12 protein-coding genes are annotated in these 18,329 nt (G+C 48.4%); 7 read left to right on the top strand and 5 right to left on the bottom strand.

Annotation, left to right across the window (positions count from 1 at the left end; genetic code table 11):
- The first annotated feature begins 16 nt into the window (after positions 1-16).
- From ACJJIB_RS10825 to ACJJIB_RS10810, 4 genes are all read left to right on the top strand, one after another.
- Complete coding sequence (locus tag ACJJIB_RS10825; RefSeq protein ID WP_252085734.1) at positions 17-2,926, top strand: insulinase family protein; 2,910 nt, start codon at positions 17-19, stop codon at positions 2,924-2,926.
- A 122-nt stretch (positions 2,927-3,048) separates the two neighbouring features.
- Positions 3,049-3,792: a carboxy-S-adenosyl-L-methionine synthase CmoA gene (gene cmoA, locus ACJJIB_RS10820; RefSeq protein ID WP_252085733.1), complete on the top strand. Its 744-nt coding sequence runs from the start codon at positions 3,049-3,051 to the stop codon at positions 3,790-3,792.
- 6 nt (positions 3,793-3,798) lie between these two features.
- A complete protein-coding gene (gene cmoB / locus ACJJIB_RS10815) occupies positions 3,799-4,776 on the top strand; it encodes a tRNA 5-methoxyuridine(34)/uridine 5-oxyacetic acid(34) synthase CmoB (protein WP_252085732.1) in 978 nt (325 codons plus the stop codon).
- 187 nt (positions 4,777-4,963) lie between these two features.
- The gene (locus ACJJIB_RS10810; RefSeq protein ID WP_444886050.1) at positions 4,964-6,349 is read left to right on the top strand and encodes an L-serine ammonia-lyase; all 1,386 of its coding nucleotides are present in this window, start codon (positions 4,964-4,966) and stop codon (positions 6,347-6,349) included.
- A 265-nt stretch (positions 6,350-6,614) separates the two neighbouring features.
- Here ACJJIB_RS10810 and ACJJIB_RS10805 read toward each other — a convergent pair whose 3' ends face one another.
- On the bottom strand, positions 6,615-7,082 hold the full coding sequence (locus ACJJIB_RS10805) for a hypothetical protein (RefSeq protein ID WP_444885117.1): 468 nt from the start codon (positions 7,080-7,082) through the stop codon (positions 6,615-6,617).
- Positions 7,083-7,210: 128 nt separating this feature from the next.
- Here ACJJIB_RS10805 and ACJJIB_RS10800 point away from each other — a divergent pair, with 128 nt between their 5' ends.
- Positions 7,211-8,395, top strand: a complete 1,185-nt coding sequence (locus ACJJIB_RS10800; RefSeq protein ID WP_444886049.1) for a serine hydrolase domain-containing protein — start codon at positions 7,211-7,213, stop codon at positions 8,393-8,395.
- A gap of 125 nt (positions 8,396-8,520) precedes the next feature.
- On the opposite strand, the gene ACJJIB_RS10795 is transcribed toward ACJJIB_RS10800, so the two are convergent.
- From ACJJIB_RS10795 to ACJJIB_RS10785, 3 genes are all read right to left on the bottom strand, one after another.
- Positions 8,521-10,479 (bottom strand): hypothetical protein, encoded by a 1,959-nt coding sequence (locus tag ACJJIB_RS10795; RefSeq protein ID WP_444886048.1) that lies wholly within the window; start codon positions 10,477-10,479, stop codon positions 8,521-8,523.
- A 402-nt stretch (positions 10,480-10,881) separates the two neighbouring features.
- The gene (locus ACJJIB_RS10790; protein WP_444886047.1) at positions 10,882-14,001 is read right to left on the bottom strand and encodes an efflux RND transporter permease subunit; all 3,120 of its coding nucleotides are present in this window, start codon (positions 13,999-14,001) and stop codon (positions 10,882-10,884) included.
- A gap of 9 nt (positions 14,002-14,010) precedes the next feature.
- Positions 14,011-15,123, bottom strand: coding sequence for an efflux RND transporter periplasmic adaptor subunit (locus ACJJIB_RS10785; protein ID WP_444886046.1), 1,113 nt, complete (start codon positions 15,121-15,123; stop codon positions 14,011-14,013).
- 104 nt (positions 15,124-15,227) lie between these two features.
- Between ACJJIB_RS10785 and ACJJIB_RS10780 the strand changes: the two genes are divergently transcribed.
- Positions 15,228-15,794, top strand: coding sequence for a TetR/AcrR family transcriptional regulator (locus ACJJIB_RS10780; protein ID WP_444886045.1), 567 nt, complete (start codon positions 15,228-15,230; stop codon positions 15,792-15,794).
- Between the two features lie 19 nt (positions 15,795-15,813).
- Positions 15,814-16,713: an ABC transporter six-transmembrane domain-containing protein gene (locus ACJJIB_RS10775; RefSeq protein WP_444886044.1), complete on the top strand. Its 900-nt coding sequence runs from the start codon at positions 15,814-15,816 to the stop codon at positions 16,711-16,713.
- Between the two features lie 756 nt (positions 16,714-17,469).
- Here ACJJIB_RS10775 and ACJJIB_RS10770 read toward each other — a convergent pair.
- Positions 17,470-17,955: a hypothetical protein gene (locus ACJJIB_RS10770; protein ID WP_444886043.1), complete on the bottom strand. Its 486-nt coding sequence runs from the start codon at positions 17,953-17,955 to the stop codon at positions 17,470-17,472.
- Positions 17,956-18,329 lie beyond the last annotated feature (374 nt).

The following is an 18,329-nucleotide window of genomic DNA, read 5'->3' as shown; positions in this document are numbered from 1 at the left end:
TCCAGGGAGCTGTCTTTTGAACAACTCACATCCTGCATTTGAACTGGTTACCAGCGCAGATATCGATTCCCTCGGCGTACGTGTCGAGGAATACCGCCACACCACCACCGGTGCCCAACACCTGCACATTGCCGCAGACAACGCGGAAAATGTTTTCCTGGTGGCACTGCGCACTGTGCCTCACGATTCCACCGGTGTGGCCCATATTCTTGAGCACACCGCACTGTGCGGCAGTGACAAATACCCGGTGCGTGACCCTTTCTTTATGATGATTCGGCGTTCACTCAACACCTTTATGAATGCCTTCACCAGCTCAGACTGGACCGCCTACCCCTTTGCCAGCCAGAATCGCAAGGATTTCAATAACCTTCTCGATGTCTACCTGGATGCGGTATTTTTCGCCACACTGGACCCACTGGATTTTGCCCAGGAAGGGCACCGCCTGGAATTCGCCGAAACCGAAAACACCAGCAGCGAGCTGGTATACAAAGGCGTGGTGTTCAATGAAATGAAGGGCGCCATGAGTTCGGTCAGCTCGCAGCTTTGGCACACCCTGAGTAAATATCTGTTCCCCACCACGACTTACCACTTCAACTCCGGTGGCGAGCCTACAGATATCCCCAAACTCAGTTATGAGGAATTGGTAGATTTCTACCGCAGTCACTACCACCCCAGCAACGCCATTTTTATGACTTTCGGCGATATTTCCGCCGCCGAACACCAGGCAGCTTTCGAAGAAAAAGCGCTGCACAAATTTGAGAAGCTGGACAAGACGATCGAAGTGGGCCGCGAAGACCGCTATCACGCCCCGCTCAAGGTGGAAGAGCACTACCCGCTTAGTGGTGAAGCACTGGAAGAAAAAACCCATATCGTTCTGAGCTGGCTACTCGGCGACGTTACCGATCTGGAAGAAGCCCTCACTGCACACCTGCTCGCCGGCGTGCTGCTGGATAACAGCGCCTCCCCACTGATGAAACTGCTCGAGACCACTGACCTCGGCACCTCCCCCTCCCCCCTTATCGGGCTGGACGATTCCCAGCGGGAGCTGGTATTTGTCTGTGGCATTGAAGGCAGCGAGCGCGAGCGCGCCGACGAGCTGGAAAAACAAGTGCTCGCCGTATTGGAAGAAGTCGCCGAGAAAGGCATCCCCTACGAGCAAGTAGCTGCCAGTCTGCATCAGTTGGAACTGCAACAGCGCGAAATCGGTGGTGACGGCTACCCCTATGGCCTGCAGCTAATCCTTACCGCACTCACCGGCGCCACTCACCGCGGTGATGCGGTTGGCCTGCTGAATATCGACGCTACCCTGGAAAAATTGCGCGATCAGATCAAAGACCCGATGTTTATCGCCAATAAAGCGCGCGAACTCCTACTGGAAAACCAGCACCGCGTGCGCCTGGTAATGAGCCCGGACGATAAACTGGCCGGGCGTAAAGAGCAGGCGGAAAAGGCGCAGTTGGCACAGATCAAAGCGCGCCTTAGCGAGCAGGAAAAAGCGCAAATAGTCGAAACTGCCAAGGCCCTCACGGACCGCCAGAATCGCGAAGACGATGCCTCCATCCTGCCCAAAGTGGGGGTAGAAGATATTCCCGCAGAAATGCCCGATGTCGAGGGTGAAATCACTGAGATCGGCGAACAAAAACTCACCCGCTACAGCGCTGGCACCAATGGTCTGGTTTACCAACAAATGGTGTGCGCCCTGCCCGAATTTAGCGAAGAGGAAAAGGCGCTACTGCCCTACTACTGCCAGGTATTGAGTGAGGTTGGCCTCGCCGATAAAGACTACCTGGAAGTCCAGCAGTGGCAGACCCGTGTCGCCGGTGCCCTGCACGGTTTCACCAGCAGCCGCACCGCCATCGACAACCTGGATCACTTGTCCGGCCACTTTATTCTCTCCGGCAAGGCACTCTCTCGAAACCAAGGTGAACTGACCGAGCTGATGCAGGCCACGATGGCGCAAGTGCGCTTCGATGAGCACGCCCGCATCAAAGAGTTATTGCAACAGACCCTTGCGCGCCGCGAACAGGGTGTTGTCGGCAACGGCCATGCCCTCGCCATGGCAGCCGCCAGTGCTGGCTACAATCGCGCAGCCTGGGAGAGCCACGCCAGCGGTGGACTGCTTGGCCTGCGCAACCTGAGAGCCATGGTCAAAGGGCTCGATGAGAAAGATGGCCTGCAGCAACTTTCTGCGCACTTCCAGGCAATCCACAACAAAATCCTCGCCGCCCCGCGCCAGTTCTTGCTTATTGGCGAAGAGGAAAAACTCAGTGACTTCAGCCAAGCACTGGCACCACTTATCTCTTCATCCAGCACGGCTGCGGCCAATCCGGACGCGCCTTTCGAGCGCAGACGGGTACAGGAGCTCTGGGTGGCCAACAGCCAGGTGAATTTCTGCTCCAAAGCTTACGCCACCGTACCCATGTCGCACCCGGATGCCGCACCGCTGTCCGTATTGAGCGGTTTCCTGCGCAATGGCTTCCTGCACCGCACGATTCGCGAACAGGGCGGCGCCTACGGCGGTGGTGCCGGACACGACAGTAATATCGGGGTGTTCCGCTTTTACTCATATCGCGATCCGCGTATGGGAGAAACTCTAGAAGACTTCGATGCCTCTCTGCAGTGGTTGGCCGAAGGCAAGCACAAAGAAGAGCAAGTGGAGGAATCGATCCTCGGTGTGATCGGCGGCCTGGATAAACCCGGCTCCCCCGCCGGTGAGGCCAAAAAGAACTTCCACTCAGGCCTCTATGGACGCAGCCACGAAGTACGCCAACAGTTCCGCAAGCGGGTAACCGAAGTTACTTTGCAAGACCTGCAGCGCGTTGGTGCCACTTACCTGGAACCGTCCAAAGCCAGCACCGCGATTGTCACCGGCCCCCAGGGCAGTGAAGCGGCTGCGAAGCTCAACCTGCAAGAAGAAAAACTGTAATTGAGGCAGGCCCCCGGCAGTATTAGCTGCCGGGGCGCCGGTTTTACCCGCTTGCAAATAAATAGTACTCGGCAGTAATCATTTCTCCTGGATCCATGCCGTGATCCCTAAGCGAAGTCCCGATGAGCAAACAAGATAATATCTACGCAAACCCACTGGGCCAGGTGGCCGGCTTTGAATTTGATCGGCAGGTGGTGCAAGTCTTCCCAGACATGATCAAGCGCTCCGTGCCCGGCTACACCACCATCGTGGCCATGATCGGCACCCTCGCGGAACGCTATGCCCAAGCGGGCAGCCGTTGTTATGACCTGGGCAGCTCACTGTGTGCCGCCACCCTGGCCATGCGCCACCGTATTCCCGCAGCAGACTGCGAAATCATTGCCGTAGATAATTCCGAAGCGATGGTATCCCAGGCGCGCACTGTACTCGAAGCGGATAGCGGTGAAGTACCCGTGCAACTCATTTGCGACAACCTACAAAACGTAGCGATTGAAAACGCCTCCGTTGTGGTACTGAATTTCACCCTGCAATTTATTCCGGTTGAGGAGCGCGAGGAAATCCTGCGCAAAATCCAGCAGGGACTGCGCCCCGGCGGCATCCTGATTATTTCCGAGAAAGTGGACTTCGCCGATAAAGACCACAATGAACTGATGATTGAGTTACACCACTCTTTCAAGGCCGCCAATGGCTACAGCGCACTGGAAATTGCACAGAAACGTTCCGCTTTAGAAAATGTGCTGATTCCAGAGACCTTAGACACCCACCGCTCTCGTCTTAAGAGCGTCGGCTTCACTAGCGTCGATGTCTGGTTCCAATGTTTTAACTTTGCCTCCCTGATCGCCATCAAAGGCAGCCCCGACAAGTAACTACCCGTGATTGACTACACCCAACTCTACCAAGGCTTGCAACATATCCCAGAGCTGCGCAGCTGGCTGGCTCAGCTTCCTCAACAGGTAGCCGAAAACCTTAGCCCTCATCGCTGGGGCGACCTGCCCGACTGGCGCGCAGCTGTCGAAGCCCTACCGAATATCGCTCCCTCCAGCATCGAGCTCAGCAATAGCGTGCGTATCGGCAAGGCCAGCGACGCCTCGCCTCAGCAATTGCAGCGACTAGAACAGGAACTGAGAAAACTACACCCCTGGCGCAAAGGCCCCTGGGAAATATTTGGCCTGCCTATCGATACCGAGTGGCGCTCCGATTGGAAGTGGGACCGGGTGCTGCCGCACCTCGCGCCTATGGAAAACAGACTGGTACTGGATGTTGGCTGCGGCAACGGCTACCACTGTTGGCGCGCCTATGGCGCTGGGGCCCGGCGGGTGATCGGCATAGATCCCTCGGCAAAATTCGTCGCGCAGTTTTACGCCCTGAAAAAATATCTCGGCGACGAACAGCCGGTAGACCTGCTGCCACTCGGCATCGAAGCCCTGCCCGCAAATCTGCGCGCCTTCGATACCACCTTTTCAATGGGTGTGCTCTACCACCGCCGCTCGCCGATGGACCACCTGCGCGAGTTGCGTGAGACCCTGCGCCCTGGTGGACAACTGGTGCTGGAGACCTTAGTGATTGATGGCGGGCTCGGGGATTGCCTGGTACCAGAGGGCCGCTACGCTAAAATGCGCAATGTATGGTTCTTTCCCAGCTGCGCCACCCTGGAAAGTTGGCTACGAAAGTGCGGTTTTCGCAATCCTAGGACAGTAGACTTGAATATCACCAGCCTGGAGGAACAGCGGCGCACCGACTGGATGCACTTTGAATCACTGGCCGACTTTCTCGATCCGCAATCACCGGACAAAACAGTAGAAGGTCACCCCGCGCCCAAACGGGCTGTTTTGGTCGCGGAAGCGCCATAGCTTGTTTCACAGCCACAATCTGGAAACTCATAAATTCCGCAAAAGCCGTAACAAATAGAATTTTGTACGGAATAGCGACTGCCATCTTGATTGTTGCGCCTTGTAGGGCAAAGTGCGCCCCCAAATGGTGCAACTATATCCTTAAGGGAAGGCCGCGACTGTCTGCGGCCCAGCGCAGAGAATTTATATGAGTATTAGCGTATTTGAACTGTTTAAAATTGGCGTAGGCCCCTCTAGCTCCCATACGGTGGGCCCAATGGTCGCCGCCCGCCAATTTGTTCAGGACCTGCGCGACCGCGACCAACTCGCAAGAACCGACCGTATTCAAGTACACCTTTACGGTTCCCTGGCCCTGACCGGAATCGGCCACGGCACCGATATGGCGGTACTGATGGGACTGCTTGGCCAAACCCCCGATACCATCAATGTCGATAGTATCGATGAAAAGATGGCCGCCATTCACAGCGAACAAGCACTGACACTTAATGGTGACCACAAAATAGAATTTGTTCGCGATCGCGACCTGCTCTTCCATATGGAAGAGTTCCTACCGCAACACTCCAATGGCATGACCTGCCAAGCCTATTGCGGCGAAGAACTGCTATTCGAGCGCAGTTATTTTTCCATCGGCGGCGGCTTTGTTCTCTCAGAGGAAGACTTCGCTCACAAAGAAGAAATTGCCACGCTGCTGCCCTACGATTTCAGTAGTGCCGAACAGCTGATGAAGATCTGCGATCAGCACGACTGGACCATTGCCGAGTTGGCCATGGAAAACGAAAAAGCATTTCGCAGCGAGCAGGAAGTCAAGGACCGCCTGTGGAATATCTGGAAAGTGATGAAAGCCTCCATAGAGCGGGGCTGCCAACAAAAAGGAATTCTGCCCGGCGGCCTGAAGGTACGCCGCCGAGCCGCCGAGCTCTATCAGGAGTTGAGCAAACAAACAGCGGAAGAACGCAATCGCGGCCTCGCCATCCTCGACTGGGTGAGTTTGTTCGCGCTTGCCGTCAATGAAGAAAATGCTGCTCGCGGACGTATCGTTACCGCCCCAACCAATGGGGCCGCCGGTGTTATTCCCGCAGTGATCGCCTATTACGTGGAATTTGTGCACGACCCGAAAGTGCACGGAGAACTCAAAGAGCAGGTGGTGAAATTTATGCTCACTGCCGGCGCCATCGGCATGCTATTTAAGAAAAATGCCTCTATCTCCGCCGCCGAAGTGGGCTGCCAGGGTGAGATCGGCGTAGCCTGCTCAATGGCCTCCGCAGGCCTGGCCGCCGTGGAAGGCGGCAGTAATCAGCAAATCGAAAACGCTGCCGAGATTGGCATGGAGCACAACCTGGGCCTCACCTGCGATCCCATCGGCGGCCTGGTGCAAGTGCCCTGTATCGAACGCAACACCATGGGCGCGGTAAAAGCCATCAACGGCGCACGCCTGGCCCTACGCGGTGACGGCTCCCATATCGTACCGCTAGATAGCGTGATCGAAACCATGCGCCAGACCGGTATCGATATGCAGAGCAAATACAAAGAGACTTCTCTGGGCGGGTTGGCCGTTAACGCCGTTAACTGCTGATGGGTTTCTTTATGCCGGGGCTGGGTTTGGCCTCGGCAAGCTTGCCCTTTCAAAAATGCACACCCTAAACATGCTCATCTCTTGTCATTAAGGCAGGATCACTATCGAGAACTATTCAATTGGAACCTTAGAACCACGGTATTGTTGGAATGTCTCATGTCCCCTATCAGTTGTTTACTCCGCACTCTCTTAGTAGCTTCATAGACCATGAGCATTATTGAGCAAAGGTGTTATTACTCCATAATTCACCTTCCTCAAAGGCAAATTATTGTTTAATAGAATGCTCGCCATCTGAATGAAGTGGAACTTCAGTAAGTGCCCGTTTTATTTCCTCGAGCTTTTCGGGAAGGCTGAACCCCAGATGTTTATTGAGCCTATCCAGTGAACGCTCTAACTCCTGAAATGTTTCAAGTATTTTCTCTACCTGCAGCTTTCCTTTATCTGTCAGAAAGAAAAGCCTCCTTCGCTTATCACTTGAGTCATCTTCATGCTTAATGAGTGAGAGCTTAAGTAACTTCGGAAGTTTCTGCTTAATCAGCTGAGGGGAGGAGTCTGTCTCACGAGCAATTTCATTCAATGACAATCCATCCAATCGATGCAAAGTCACGATGATTGAACAAGATTTAACCGGAACTTGCACACCATTTCTCGTGAGAATTATCTCGCACTGCTTGGTGATAAGAGTAGAGATAGTCTCCGCAGTCTTGCCAATAAAGTAATTCTCAGGGCTCATAAAAGACAACTCTCATCCATCTTTCAAATTAATTTGGGGCTCATCAGCAGAGTATTGATGCTTGATTCTACCATAACCTTCAAATATATTTATAAACATGTTTATAAATATATTTATGGAGGATAGCAATGCGGACAAAATGGATCATCTTCACTCTTTTCTTACAGTCTTGGGGAGCGCTAGCTCAAACAAACTGCTCTGTACAGTTACAAGATCTTTCAAAGGATATTGAAGCTCTTAGAGTTGAGGCCGATATACCGGGAGTAGCGATAGGAGCAGCGTTAAACGGAGAGTTGGTGTATGAAGAAGGTTTTGGCTTTGCTGACAAGTTACACAAAACACCGGTTACTCCCTCCACTATTTTCCAGATAGCCTCTGTAACCAAGCCAATCACAGCTTTGGCGGTAATGGAGATTGCTGATAAGCACTTGCTCGAACTAGAAAGTTCTGTGGCCCTTGAACCAGGCTCTCTCCTAGCGAACCCCCATCACCCCTCAAAGGGAATCACCCTACTCCAATTGCTTACACATACATCCAGCATACAGGATGGTATGTATTATGAGGTGGATTTCAGAACACCCGGGCAAGATTCAGCAATGAAGCTTTCCGAGCTGCTGGAAGATGTCCTTCTAGAGAGTGGCAAATATTATTCAGCAGATAAGTCTTTCCTGAAATCCCCGCCCGGGGAGCAATGGAGCTACAGCAATATGGGCTACAACTTGTTGGGCAACTGGGCCGAGCAACAATCTGGATTGAATTTAAAAGATTGGACTCAGAAAAACTTCTTTGGGCCACTGGGAATGGATCATACTTTCTGGACTATAGCAGATACGTCTGGGTTAGAAGTCGCAACGCCTTATCAAACCCTTTCTGATGGCCAGCTTGTCGCAGTTGCACAAAGTAGTACTCCCGGATATCCGGCAGGAATGTTGCGCTCAACAGTATCAGATTTGACAAAATTCTTCGGTGCGGTTGCTAATTCAGGTGTATTTATGAGGGAGACTATTTCCTCCCAAAAGGTGCTTCAAGAGATGTTTGCTGAGCGCTCCATGAGTGGCATTCCAGACCATCTGGAAAGTCAACTTGTTGCATGGAATAGCTATAACTACAAAAAGCGCTCCTATTTAAGCCATTGGGGTGGCAATATTGGGGTATACACGGCCGCTTATGTTGCTCCTGAAACAGGGCTTGCACTTGTCATTCTCACCAACAGGAATGCAGAAAGGCCTCAAATTAATATGCTTAAAGAGCTATCTAAAAAAATCTATGATGTAGTTGAAAGATGTAATACTAAGACTGCAGTGGAAAGTTAAAATCACATTGAATAGATAAGACTTGAGCCTTTAATTATTTTAAACTCACTAAAGCGGTGCAATTATAAGCATCAGAAATTGCGAGGGTAGGCAAGCCTACCCCCGTATAAAGATGAATAGCTGGATTAGTTCACACTTTTAGAGTGGTAAACAATCGCTTGCCACACGTTTTGCTGACCGCCGATATAATTCTCAAAGGTAGGATTCTTGATATAGTTCCAGGCCACTTTGCCGTTACCTAGATACATCGGCTCATCCAATCCACCCCATCCATAATCGGTGAGTTTTACTGGCCCTTCAAGTACATTGAGGTCTGCGTCAATCTCCATCACATAGTAGGCTTTAGGTACCAACATACGCATAGCCTCGCCTTTCTTGTTGTAACTGCGATTGTAGGGAAGGTTATCGGAAATACACTGGAACTGTGCATAACCAAACAGGTAGCGGCCGTTCTTCAGGTCGACGAGCTGGGGGTCACTAATTTGGCAGTCGGAATCTTCCGCCAACCAATTGATCCCATTTCCCTCTATATCGCCTCGGCCATCAACTTTTGCAATGCCTACGCGAGTTAAGGATGATTTATCCAAGGCGCCGCCAGAATAGAGCCCTTGCCTAGCAATCAGCGGGTAATCGCCACCATAGTAGTTATCTTCAAGATATGCAAAGAAGCAATTTTTATAATCTTCAGCCGCACATTGGTCATCAAAGGGGCCATCGCCACTAGTATCTATACCAAGTACATCCTGTAAGAACATATTCATATTCTCATCTTCGATGTACTTCGGCGAAACAACCACTGAGAGATTCGTGTTCGCATCCACTGGAACAACTGTGTGCCCTCCCCCATTGGAGATCATCGCACTTGTAGTAGGGACTACGTGATTATAAGTACCCTCAAAAGAGTCGCTATCTTCCATTTTAATAGCGATCGCTTTCAAACCAGGTGAGGGATGGTATTTATTTCCGTCACTGGTACAAAGCGCTCCAAACATTTCATTCCCAGGATTATAGAAAGCCCGGATATTAAGCACATGCCCATGTCCACATGCCCAGTCCCAACCCCTATTATCACTTCCGGACATGTTCAAAGACCAATCATCTCGCTCAATAACAGTCAGTCCAGCTGAATAGTGAGAGCCACTGACAAGTACTCGTGCAGTGACTGAGAATGCATAATTTGTACGCCCTTTACTATCATTTTCAACATACAGTAGCTCTTGAGCACCTAAGTGAGTGCCACCGTGCATTTTATTAACTACGTAAGCATCAGGCTTCTCAGATAAGGGCTTATTATCCCACTCCATTAACCAAATCTGATCATTGTACTTTTTCTCATTATCAGTACCAGCAACAGCGTCGAGATTGTCCTCAATCTTCATCCAAGTAGTACCATACTCCTCTACAAGGTCTTTCTGAACATCGTAACGCTCACTTGCTTTATATTCGGTGTTGCATAAAACAGCGACTCTAGAGCAGTCTGCACTTGCAGTAATACCATGGGTTTCATAGCACTGCTTAAGGATCGTGGTATTACCCGTTTGATCGAAACTTGAGGTTTCAGGGTTATACTGCAGCTCGTAAACAGAACCGTATGTTGGATCAGAAGCTTTTAACCCTTCTGATAATGTAGTGGACACGAACATCCGCGGCTTATCAGTATCCGTAGCGCAAGTTGCCGTATAGCTACGAATAGGGATGTCGATATTTTCTTCATCTTGCTCACTATCTGTTCGGCCAATATAGTGTGCAAGCTGGTAAACTTCTTGGGCGTTTACCATTGCATCAGGCAGGGTGATATCTGTAGCAGTTATAGTGGCAAACCCCAGATCGGAAGTAGAAACATCTCCAACCGTTACCGTTGAGGGATCATTATCGGGAAGGGGCGTATCGCTCCCAGTATCGCCGGAACCACTATCACCTCCTTGGTTATCGCCACCCTGATCACCACCATTATTACTGCCACCATCACCCACAGCTGGTGTCTCAGGTTCAGAGTCTGAAGAACCGCCCCCTCCGCCGCTACACGCAGCCAAAGCTGCAGTTAATGCCAGCACCAGTAAATTTTTGCTAAATAACTTGTCCATAATCGCCTGAAATCTTATTTTTTGATTTGTGTGTTAGGTAAGGATTAAGAGTTAAGTTCCAATGAGTCACGAAATGAAAATACGAAAAGAATTTTATTTTTTCGTGAATAATTTTCTGTGTCGCATTTAAAAAAATGAAGAAACTAAAGCCTGCCTATATCGGTGCCTTTCTGACGATATTTGTCACCTATATACAAATTGCGTTAGAAGTGTGCTCTACACTCATAAAGCTCTATTAAAAATGGGTGATATTATTCAGTATGAGCACTCCCGAATTGCTTATTGATGACAGCCGAGCACCTGCTTCCGCAAAAAACTGGAGGCTTTAGCATCAAATAAATGAACGTCTAGCCGGCGCTCGCTCCTAAACGTCCACTCATCAGCTTAACCTTACAGCTTAAGTCACCTAAGCGAGACCTGTCCAGGATAAGAAGCACTATCGCTTTTCAAAGCAAGTTTGCTCTGCTTAAAAGAAAGCAACAAAGGGATCAGTATTAGAGTAATCGGTGTAGCAAATAGCTCCCCGAACACTAAGGATATAGCCGCTGGCTTTAAATATTGGGCTTGCTCGCTGGTTTCGGCTAATAAGGGTAGCAACCCACAGATAGTAGTCACCGTAGTTAAGAAAATTGCCCTTACGCGACTTTTCCCAGCCTGAAGTAGCGCTGTTTTTACTGGCACACCCTGCGCGTAGAGCTGATTAAATCGGCTCATTAATACTAGGGAATCGTTAATCACTACCCCAGTCATTGCCATCATTCCAAATAAGGATAATAAGCTTACTGGGAAGCCCAGTAGGCCGTGTCCAATAATTGCCCCCGCAAAGCCCATTGGAATCACCGACATAATAATCACTGGTTGCCAATAGGATTTTAATGGTATCGCCAACAAAACGTAGATAAGTAAAAGCGTCAGCAACATGGACTTTTTAAATCCAGCCTGTACTTCTACTATTTCGGCAAATTCACCAACGGCTTTAATTTGGACACCCGGATAAAGGCGCTCCAGTTCTGGCACCAGCTCTTCTTTTAATCGCTCCCAGTTTTTTTCCGGTGAACTGACAGAGCGATTCTGACGCCAGTAGATGCTGACCACTTCATCGCGATCTCGCCGATAAATTACCTCCGGTTCCCGCTCATACTTCAGCTGGGCGATTTCACCTAAGGTTACGTAGCTGTTGTTACCCAGGTTAATGGGAGTGGCTTTTAACTGCTCGATTGTTTTAGTCTGAATTTGAGGTAAGCGAGCCAATACCAATGTCTCTTCCCCTTTATCCAACAGCCTATGTATCTCAATCTGGCCGAATGCTCCCCCTATCAGCACTGCCAGGTTACTTTGATCAATTCCCAGGCTGGCTCCCCGCTCATTGACCGTAATTTTCAGCTGTCTTTTGGCTAGTTGGCTATCATCGTAGACATCGTTCACACCGGGTAACTCTGCGAGTAGAGCCTTGAGGCGGCCAGCCACTTGTTTCGCCTGATCTCGATTGCTGGCAGAAACCGCAATGGCAGTATCCCCCGCCGGCTCTTCCGTAAGGCTAAACTTCACTGCATAGCTTCCCTCCAGGATACCTGTTTGCAGCCGCAGCTCCTCTAAAAAGCGGTTGCTCTCTACTCTGGCCAGAGCATCATGTGTTAATTCCGCTGTCAACTCTATGGTCTTGGTGCCGTCCTTTGACACGATATACTTGCTAACAGGTGACTCCGGAAGTTCATACTCCTGTTGCAATCTATTTGCGGTGCGCTTGATGGCCTGTTCAAGTTGATCGGTGTTGCGTTCCGCTAAAGTATTTGCAACTCCATGCTGCATAGTGACTTTAACCGTGGCATAGCGTCCTGGAATTTCGGGAAAGAATACTGAAGCGATATGTCCCTTGAACATAGCGCCATAGGCCAGCAGCAAAAAGGTGACAAATAGACTGATACTTGTTTTCCGGTTTGCCAGGCTCAATGACAAAAGCGGAGTATATATCTTATCCGAAAATTGATTTAATAAACGGTTACATTTCTCTCTGGCAATCTCAATCCATCGTTTTATTGTGCCACTAGTTTGAGTATGCGTTTTTGGATAGCTTAAATGCACGGGTAATATAAATTTGCTCTCAATTAATGAAAATATCAATGCAAATATCACTACAGCAGAGAATCCTGATAAGACTTTTGCCAATTCATTTTCAATCCATAACATCGGTGAGAAGGCCGCAATTGTAGTCAATACGCCAAAAACTGTGGGCACGGCTACGGCTTCAACCCCTTTCCAGGCAGCCTCTTTCGTGTCAGTTGTATTTTGTCTCGCCTGGTGAATACTTTCACCGACCACAACGGCATCATCTACCAATATCCCCAGTACCAAAATCATACCGAATATAGTGATATCGTTGATGCTGTAATCCAGGGAAGGAAAACCCATCAATGTAATCGCACCAGCCAGGGATATGGGAATACCTAAGGCAACCCAAAAGGCCAGCCGCGTATCTAAAAAAAGCACCAATAGCAATAAGACGATTAATAATCCCTGCAAGGCGTTGGAACTTAGCAAGTCTAATTGCTCGGAAATATAGGGAGACATATCAGCCATTACATCCAACTGCAGGTTCTTGGGTAATGTCGATTCCAATGATTCTAATACTGATTGTGTGGCTTCATGGATATGAAACAGGTTGTCTTTTTGGCTGGTGGATACCATCAGTGCGATTGCTGGTTGCCCCTGATATCGAACAATACTGTCGGTTTGCTCATAATCTCGCTTAACCGTAGCGATATCACTGAGTCTCACTCGTGCCGTCGATTTAGTGATAATGGGAATATTCCTAAGCTCCGCCAAGTTGTCAGCCAGGGAACTGCCCTGCAGCACAATATTGCCATTGGCCGTTCTTAATTCACCACTGCGATATTCCACTGACCACTGGCGAATACGTTCCGTTAGGTTTTCAAGAGATAAACCGTAGCGTTGAAGCTTCCTGAGGTCTGGCTCTATAGCCAGTAGTTGCTTTCTTTTCCCCAGGTATGTCACTTTGGAAATAGCAGGATGCTTCTTAAGCGCTCGCTCTACTCGTGAGGATACCTGTTGAAGCGAATCATTATTGTCACCACCGTAGACCATGACAAACGCCGCAAGATTCGTATATTCACTGCGATAAATACGCGGCCGTTCCGCCAATACGGGAAACCCTTCGATACTTTCAACTTGATTGCGAATATCTTCAATCAAACGATCCAGGTTCACATTAGTATTTTTTTTCACTACCAATAAAGCGTAACCTTGGCTTGATTGGCTGGTTATGCGCTTTATTCCCGCAACACCACTAATAGCTTCCTCAATACGCTGTGTAATACTCTCATCGACCTGGCGGGCAGTACCGCCGGGGTAGACAACGGAGATTTCGACTTCTGTAGGTGGAATTTGTGGAAAGCTTTCCACCCGCAGATTTTGAAAGGTCAGCAAGCCTGCAGCTAAAATGAATACCATGAGCAGGTTAGCGGCAACCGGGTTATCCAGAAACCAACGTGTGAGTGTTTTCATATGCAGGCCTTAGTGGATAGTCATTGCAACCGCTTGACCTTCTAAAAAGTTGGTCAAAGGAAAGCGAACAAGCTGACGATTCTGGTGGGGCCGATTCTTGTAACGAAATAGAACCGAATCCGGCCGCATATCCAGTAGTTCTATCTCTTCCAAAAGTAGGGATTGTTCAGAAACGCTCCATACTTTCCCATCTTCTGTAAGAACCGATGCTGGTGCACTGACAACATAGCTCTGTATGTTGCCTCCAAACACTACATCGACCTGTTGATCAGCAAGCAAAGGGGTCTCGCGCTGAAAGGGGTTAGCCACCTGCAGCATAAGGCTGCGCTGACGGGTGTCCGCATCCATGATTGGGTTTAGGTAACGGACCGAGGCCTGCCATTGTTGTCCATCAGGCGCCTCTATTGTGATTTTGTAGGGGCCTTGCTGAAGGCCGTTTAAGCGCTGCCAAGTCTGCTCGGAAAGCTCAACTTTGACATCCAGGTAGTCACTGGCTGCTACTCGAAAGAGTACATCCCCCTCATTTATCCATTGACCAGGATGGATTAAATCGGCAATAACCACCGAGTCAAAAGGCGCTTTAATTTGTGTATCAGCCAACCTCTGCTGGGAGGATGCGAGAGCTCCCCTCGCCGCTTCTCGATTTGCCTCTGCGGCTTTGACATGCGGCTCCAGTCGGCCAAATGATGACTTCGCTTTATCCCCGCGTTTTGCCACGTATTGACGCATGAGTATTTCGGCCAAGTTGAGTTCAGCCTCTGACACTCTGGCTTGAGCAGCACGGAGTTCAGCCTGGTAAAAAGTATCCTGTAGCGACGCCAGTATTTCACCTTTCCTAATGAGGCTGCCCGGCATTGCGTGGTTAGCAATATGGGTGACACGCCCGCTCACTGATGCGATAACCTCAGTCGCCCAGCGGGGTTGTGTTATGCCTGTTGTTTTGACTTCAAGCTGAGCATCCGCCGGCACTGCCTCCACGACAGTAACAGTAAGGCCAGACTCTTTGGACTTCTCCACCATGGCTGCAGGCTGCTGCTCAGCCATAAGCCATAGCCCCACCAAGACCAGCAAGCTGGTGGCAACAATACCTGCAGCCCGCCGCTTTAACCAGATTCCCGCCATTTTCATCATGCCTAGGCAACTTACATTTTATGGAACACACTTGAACCATAACTAATAGCAGATTATGATACAAGTATGTTCCATAAAGTTCAGGTAATAACTCCATGGCTGATCACCTAGATGCGCGTATTCAGAAGTCACAAACTGCGATCATGAAGGCGAGTATGGAACTCCTGAGCAAAAATAGGGAGGCATCCTTTAGCGATATTGCCCGGGCGGCCGGAGTTGGGCGCACTACCCTTTACCGCCTTTATGACACGAGAGAAAAGCTGATTAAGGCGGTTGCGATTCACTGCCTGGAGGCATTTGATAAAGCCACCGAACACTTGGAAAGCGAGGCTGAATCCGCTCTGCAAGCTTTCCACCTGATGTTCAAAGCGATTTTTCCGCTGTCGGCCGAAATGGAGTTTTTAATGAAGTTGGGAGACTTTGATGAAGATGACCCAGAGCTCACCACTATCTATGAGAAACAAGAGAGTGAAATCGCGACATTGGTGGAATACGCAAAATCTGAAGGCAGCCTGTCCAAGAAACTTCCTACTTCCTGGGTGGTAAACCTGGTAGAGGGGCTGCTTTATACATCCTGGCTAACAAAAAATGCAGAATCCATAGATCATGATACGCTGGCCGATTTAGCGTTTCACACATTTTGCAATGGCGTTGCTCGTTAAGCATTGAGAGTGTTGTTAAATGACTCAGCCAGTTACCACTGTTTCAAAATCAACAGATGATGATTATACGAAAGGCAAGCACAAACATTCTTTACTTTCGATTTTTACCCGATTTAAGTGGCGAGTATCCTTGACCCTATCGCTAGTCGTTATTGAAACACTCCTCGAACTACTTTTTCCACTTGCCATCGGCTGGGCTATCAATAGTCTATTAGAACAGTCCTACAATGGCATCTATCTTTTGGCAACCTTAGGTAGCATTTCTATTCTTATAGGAAGCGCCCGAAGATTTTACGATACCAGAGTCTACGCACATATTTATCAAGTAGTTACTTCGGAAATGGTAGCCCGTGAAAAAGCAAAGAAACAGTCTGTATCGACTATTACTGCGCGCTCCAGTTTGTTAACTGAAATTGTCGAGTTTTTTGAAAACAGCCTACCGGAAATTATTACCGTTACTATTGGCACGGTGGGGTTACTCATTATTATTAGCGCCATCAACTTCAATATCTTTCTCGCTTGCCTGGCTCTCCTAGCTTTGATTACCCTGATCTATTCCGTAATCGGAAATACCAATTACCAACTGAATGAATCTTATAATAATGAACTGGAATATCAGGTTGATGCGATTAAACAGCCAAATGTTGAGCACGCGAAAGCCCACTTCCGGCGCCTTATGCAGTGGAATATTGAATTGAGCGACCTGGAAACAGGCACCTACTTTATATTGTGGGCTGGCATAGTCGCTTTGTTTGTTTACGCTCCCATAGCAGCAATCGATGGGGGCCTGGTTAACTATGGATTGATCGTTGCCTTATTAATGTACGTTTTCGACTTTATTGGGAAGGTATCTGCGTTACCACTCTATGTTCAGCAGGTTATTCGTTTGAAGGAAATTTCAAATCGGATTGGCTCATAAGGAAAAGGGGATAGTTTGGAGTATGATTCAACTATCATTGGAATAAGTATCACTCTTTATTAATAGCCCCCTCTTTCTCCTCATGATCGGTTCCACGAAAGTGCATGCAAAAACAAAATATGGTTTGGACTTCAGCTCTCCAATCTATAGATATCCAGGTTTAAATTTCATCGAATAGAATTTCCCTTTGGGCACAAGCTCTTTTTCAGATATATCGGTGAAACTTGCCTTAGGCAACCGCCGGGATTAACAGAGGCTGTGGGCTTGGCCTGTATAAAGGTGCGAAAGCACTGGGGTGCGGCTTTTGAGATTGTCGAGGCTTTCTTTCTGCCATTTTCTGCTAAGCCTGGATCAATCTAAAGCAGTTATTTTTGAGCGATTTTTTATTTCTCACGCAGCAACCCAGGCTTCAGCAACACCTGCTCTCTCGCCGTTCCGCTTCCTATCTGTAACAAACAAGAGATGGCCAATAGAATCAGGAGAACGATCTTTTTCTCACTGAGGTCAATTAGTGGAGGTTTATTTTTATTTTTATTTTTGAGTTGCTTTCTTTAGCCGCTGCAAAGATAAAGGTTTTTCAGCTGCTGGATGGGGCTAGCAAGCTGTGGGCGGCAACTGGGAATTCTGCTCATCCACTTAATGGAAAAGTATAATTTGGTGTAAATATTTTACTCTGACCCTAATTATTTTAGCTCCAATTCTCCATTCCTTAACAACCAAGGCAGCTAGTGAACATAGCTGATCGCTACTACTTCTCTAAAACATACCGGCAAGAATAGAACAAAAAAAGACATACCACATACATAATAACATTGTAAACAGTCTATCCATAGTTGTTACCAATCCAGGAGAAAACATCCAACTGAATGCAGCTAATGAAGCCAACCAATAGATCAATTTTTCTCCCAAACCCAAGTCATCATATGAAATTCTAAGTTTCCTATCTGCCTTCCGAACAAAGCTATCAAGCACCCTAACAATTACCATAAATACAACTAGCAGAAGAAGCCAGAGCCATCTCTCCACAGGATTAGATATATCCTGGGACATAAAATAAAGCACGGGCTGGAGAAGTAACCAAATTAATGGGGAAAGTACAATTGAGGCTGAAAGCAAAAGCGCTCCCCAAAACAATGAGGTAAATGTGAAATCGATACGATCTCCATACCAAACACTTTCGGGTAACTGTTTTTCTCGAATGAAGGCTAAAGCCACACGTCTAACCGCATCACCAAATTTCACTGACACTCCCCAAATCACAACCAGGCATATCTACTACCCCCTCCAAGAAAACTCGCATAATTATCATATTTGGTTTTTGAAAAAATGAAGCCAAATAAAATATTGACATAAAAATAACATCCTTAAAGCCCCTCAGAAAGAGCAAAGGCTCTGCATTCTAATCATTTTCTAATAGTGCCAATCACTTGATATGAAAATATCAATGACATATCGATATCTAGCGCCAAGTACCAAATAGATTGTTTCTTATACGAACTACCTGAAAATCCTATACCCTTACCCCCATTACCCCAGTGCCGACATCTTGAAGACACAATATTTTTCAGCTAGGCACCCCAGCCAGTGGATACAATATAATGTGCTAAAAGTTATCA

It is taken from the genome of Microbulbifer mixtoriginis (SeqCode) (assembly GCF_052467705.1).
Note: the sequence above shows the minus strand (reverse complement) of the source record. Positions and strands in the feature narration are given on the sequence as shown.

Coding starts and splice junctions, on each gene's coding strand:
- ACJJIB_RS10780 (WP_444886045.1), top strand. CDS start 15,228: ATGGCTGATCACCTAGATGCGCGTATTCAGAAGTCACAAACTGCGATC.
- ACJJIB_RS10790 (WP_444886047.1), bottom strand. CDS start 14,001: ATGAAAACACTCACACGTTGGTTTCTGGATAACCCGGTTGCCGCTAAC.
- ACJJIB_RS10805 (WP_444885117.1), bottom strand. CDS start 7,082: ATGAGCCCTGAGAATTACTTTATTGGCAAGACTGCGGAGACTATCTCT.
- ACJJIB_RS10795 (WP_444886048.1), bottom strand. CDS start 10,479: ATGGACAAGTTATTTAGCAAAAATTTACTGGTGCTGGCATTAACTGCA.
- ACJJIB_RS10775 (WP_444886044.1), top strand. CDS start 15,814: ATGACTCAGCCAGTTACCACTGTTTCAAAATCAACAGATGATGATTAT.
- ACJJIB_RS10800 (WP_444886049.1), top strand. CDS start 7,211: ATGCGGACAAAATGGATCATCTTCACTCTTTTCTTACAGTCTTGGGGA.
- ACJJIB_RS10785 (WP_444886046.1), bottom strand. CDS start 15,123: ATGGCGGGAATCTGGTTAAAGCGGCGGGCTGCAGGTATTGTTGCCACC.
- ACJJIB_RS10810 (WP_444886050.1), top strand. CDS start 4,964: ATGAGTATTAGCGTATTTGAACTGTTTAAAATTGGCGTAGGCCCCTCT.
- cmoA (WP_252085733.1), top strand. CDS start 3,049: ATGAGCAAACAAGATAATATCTACGCAAACCCACTGGGCCAGGTGGCC.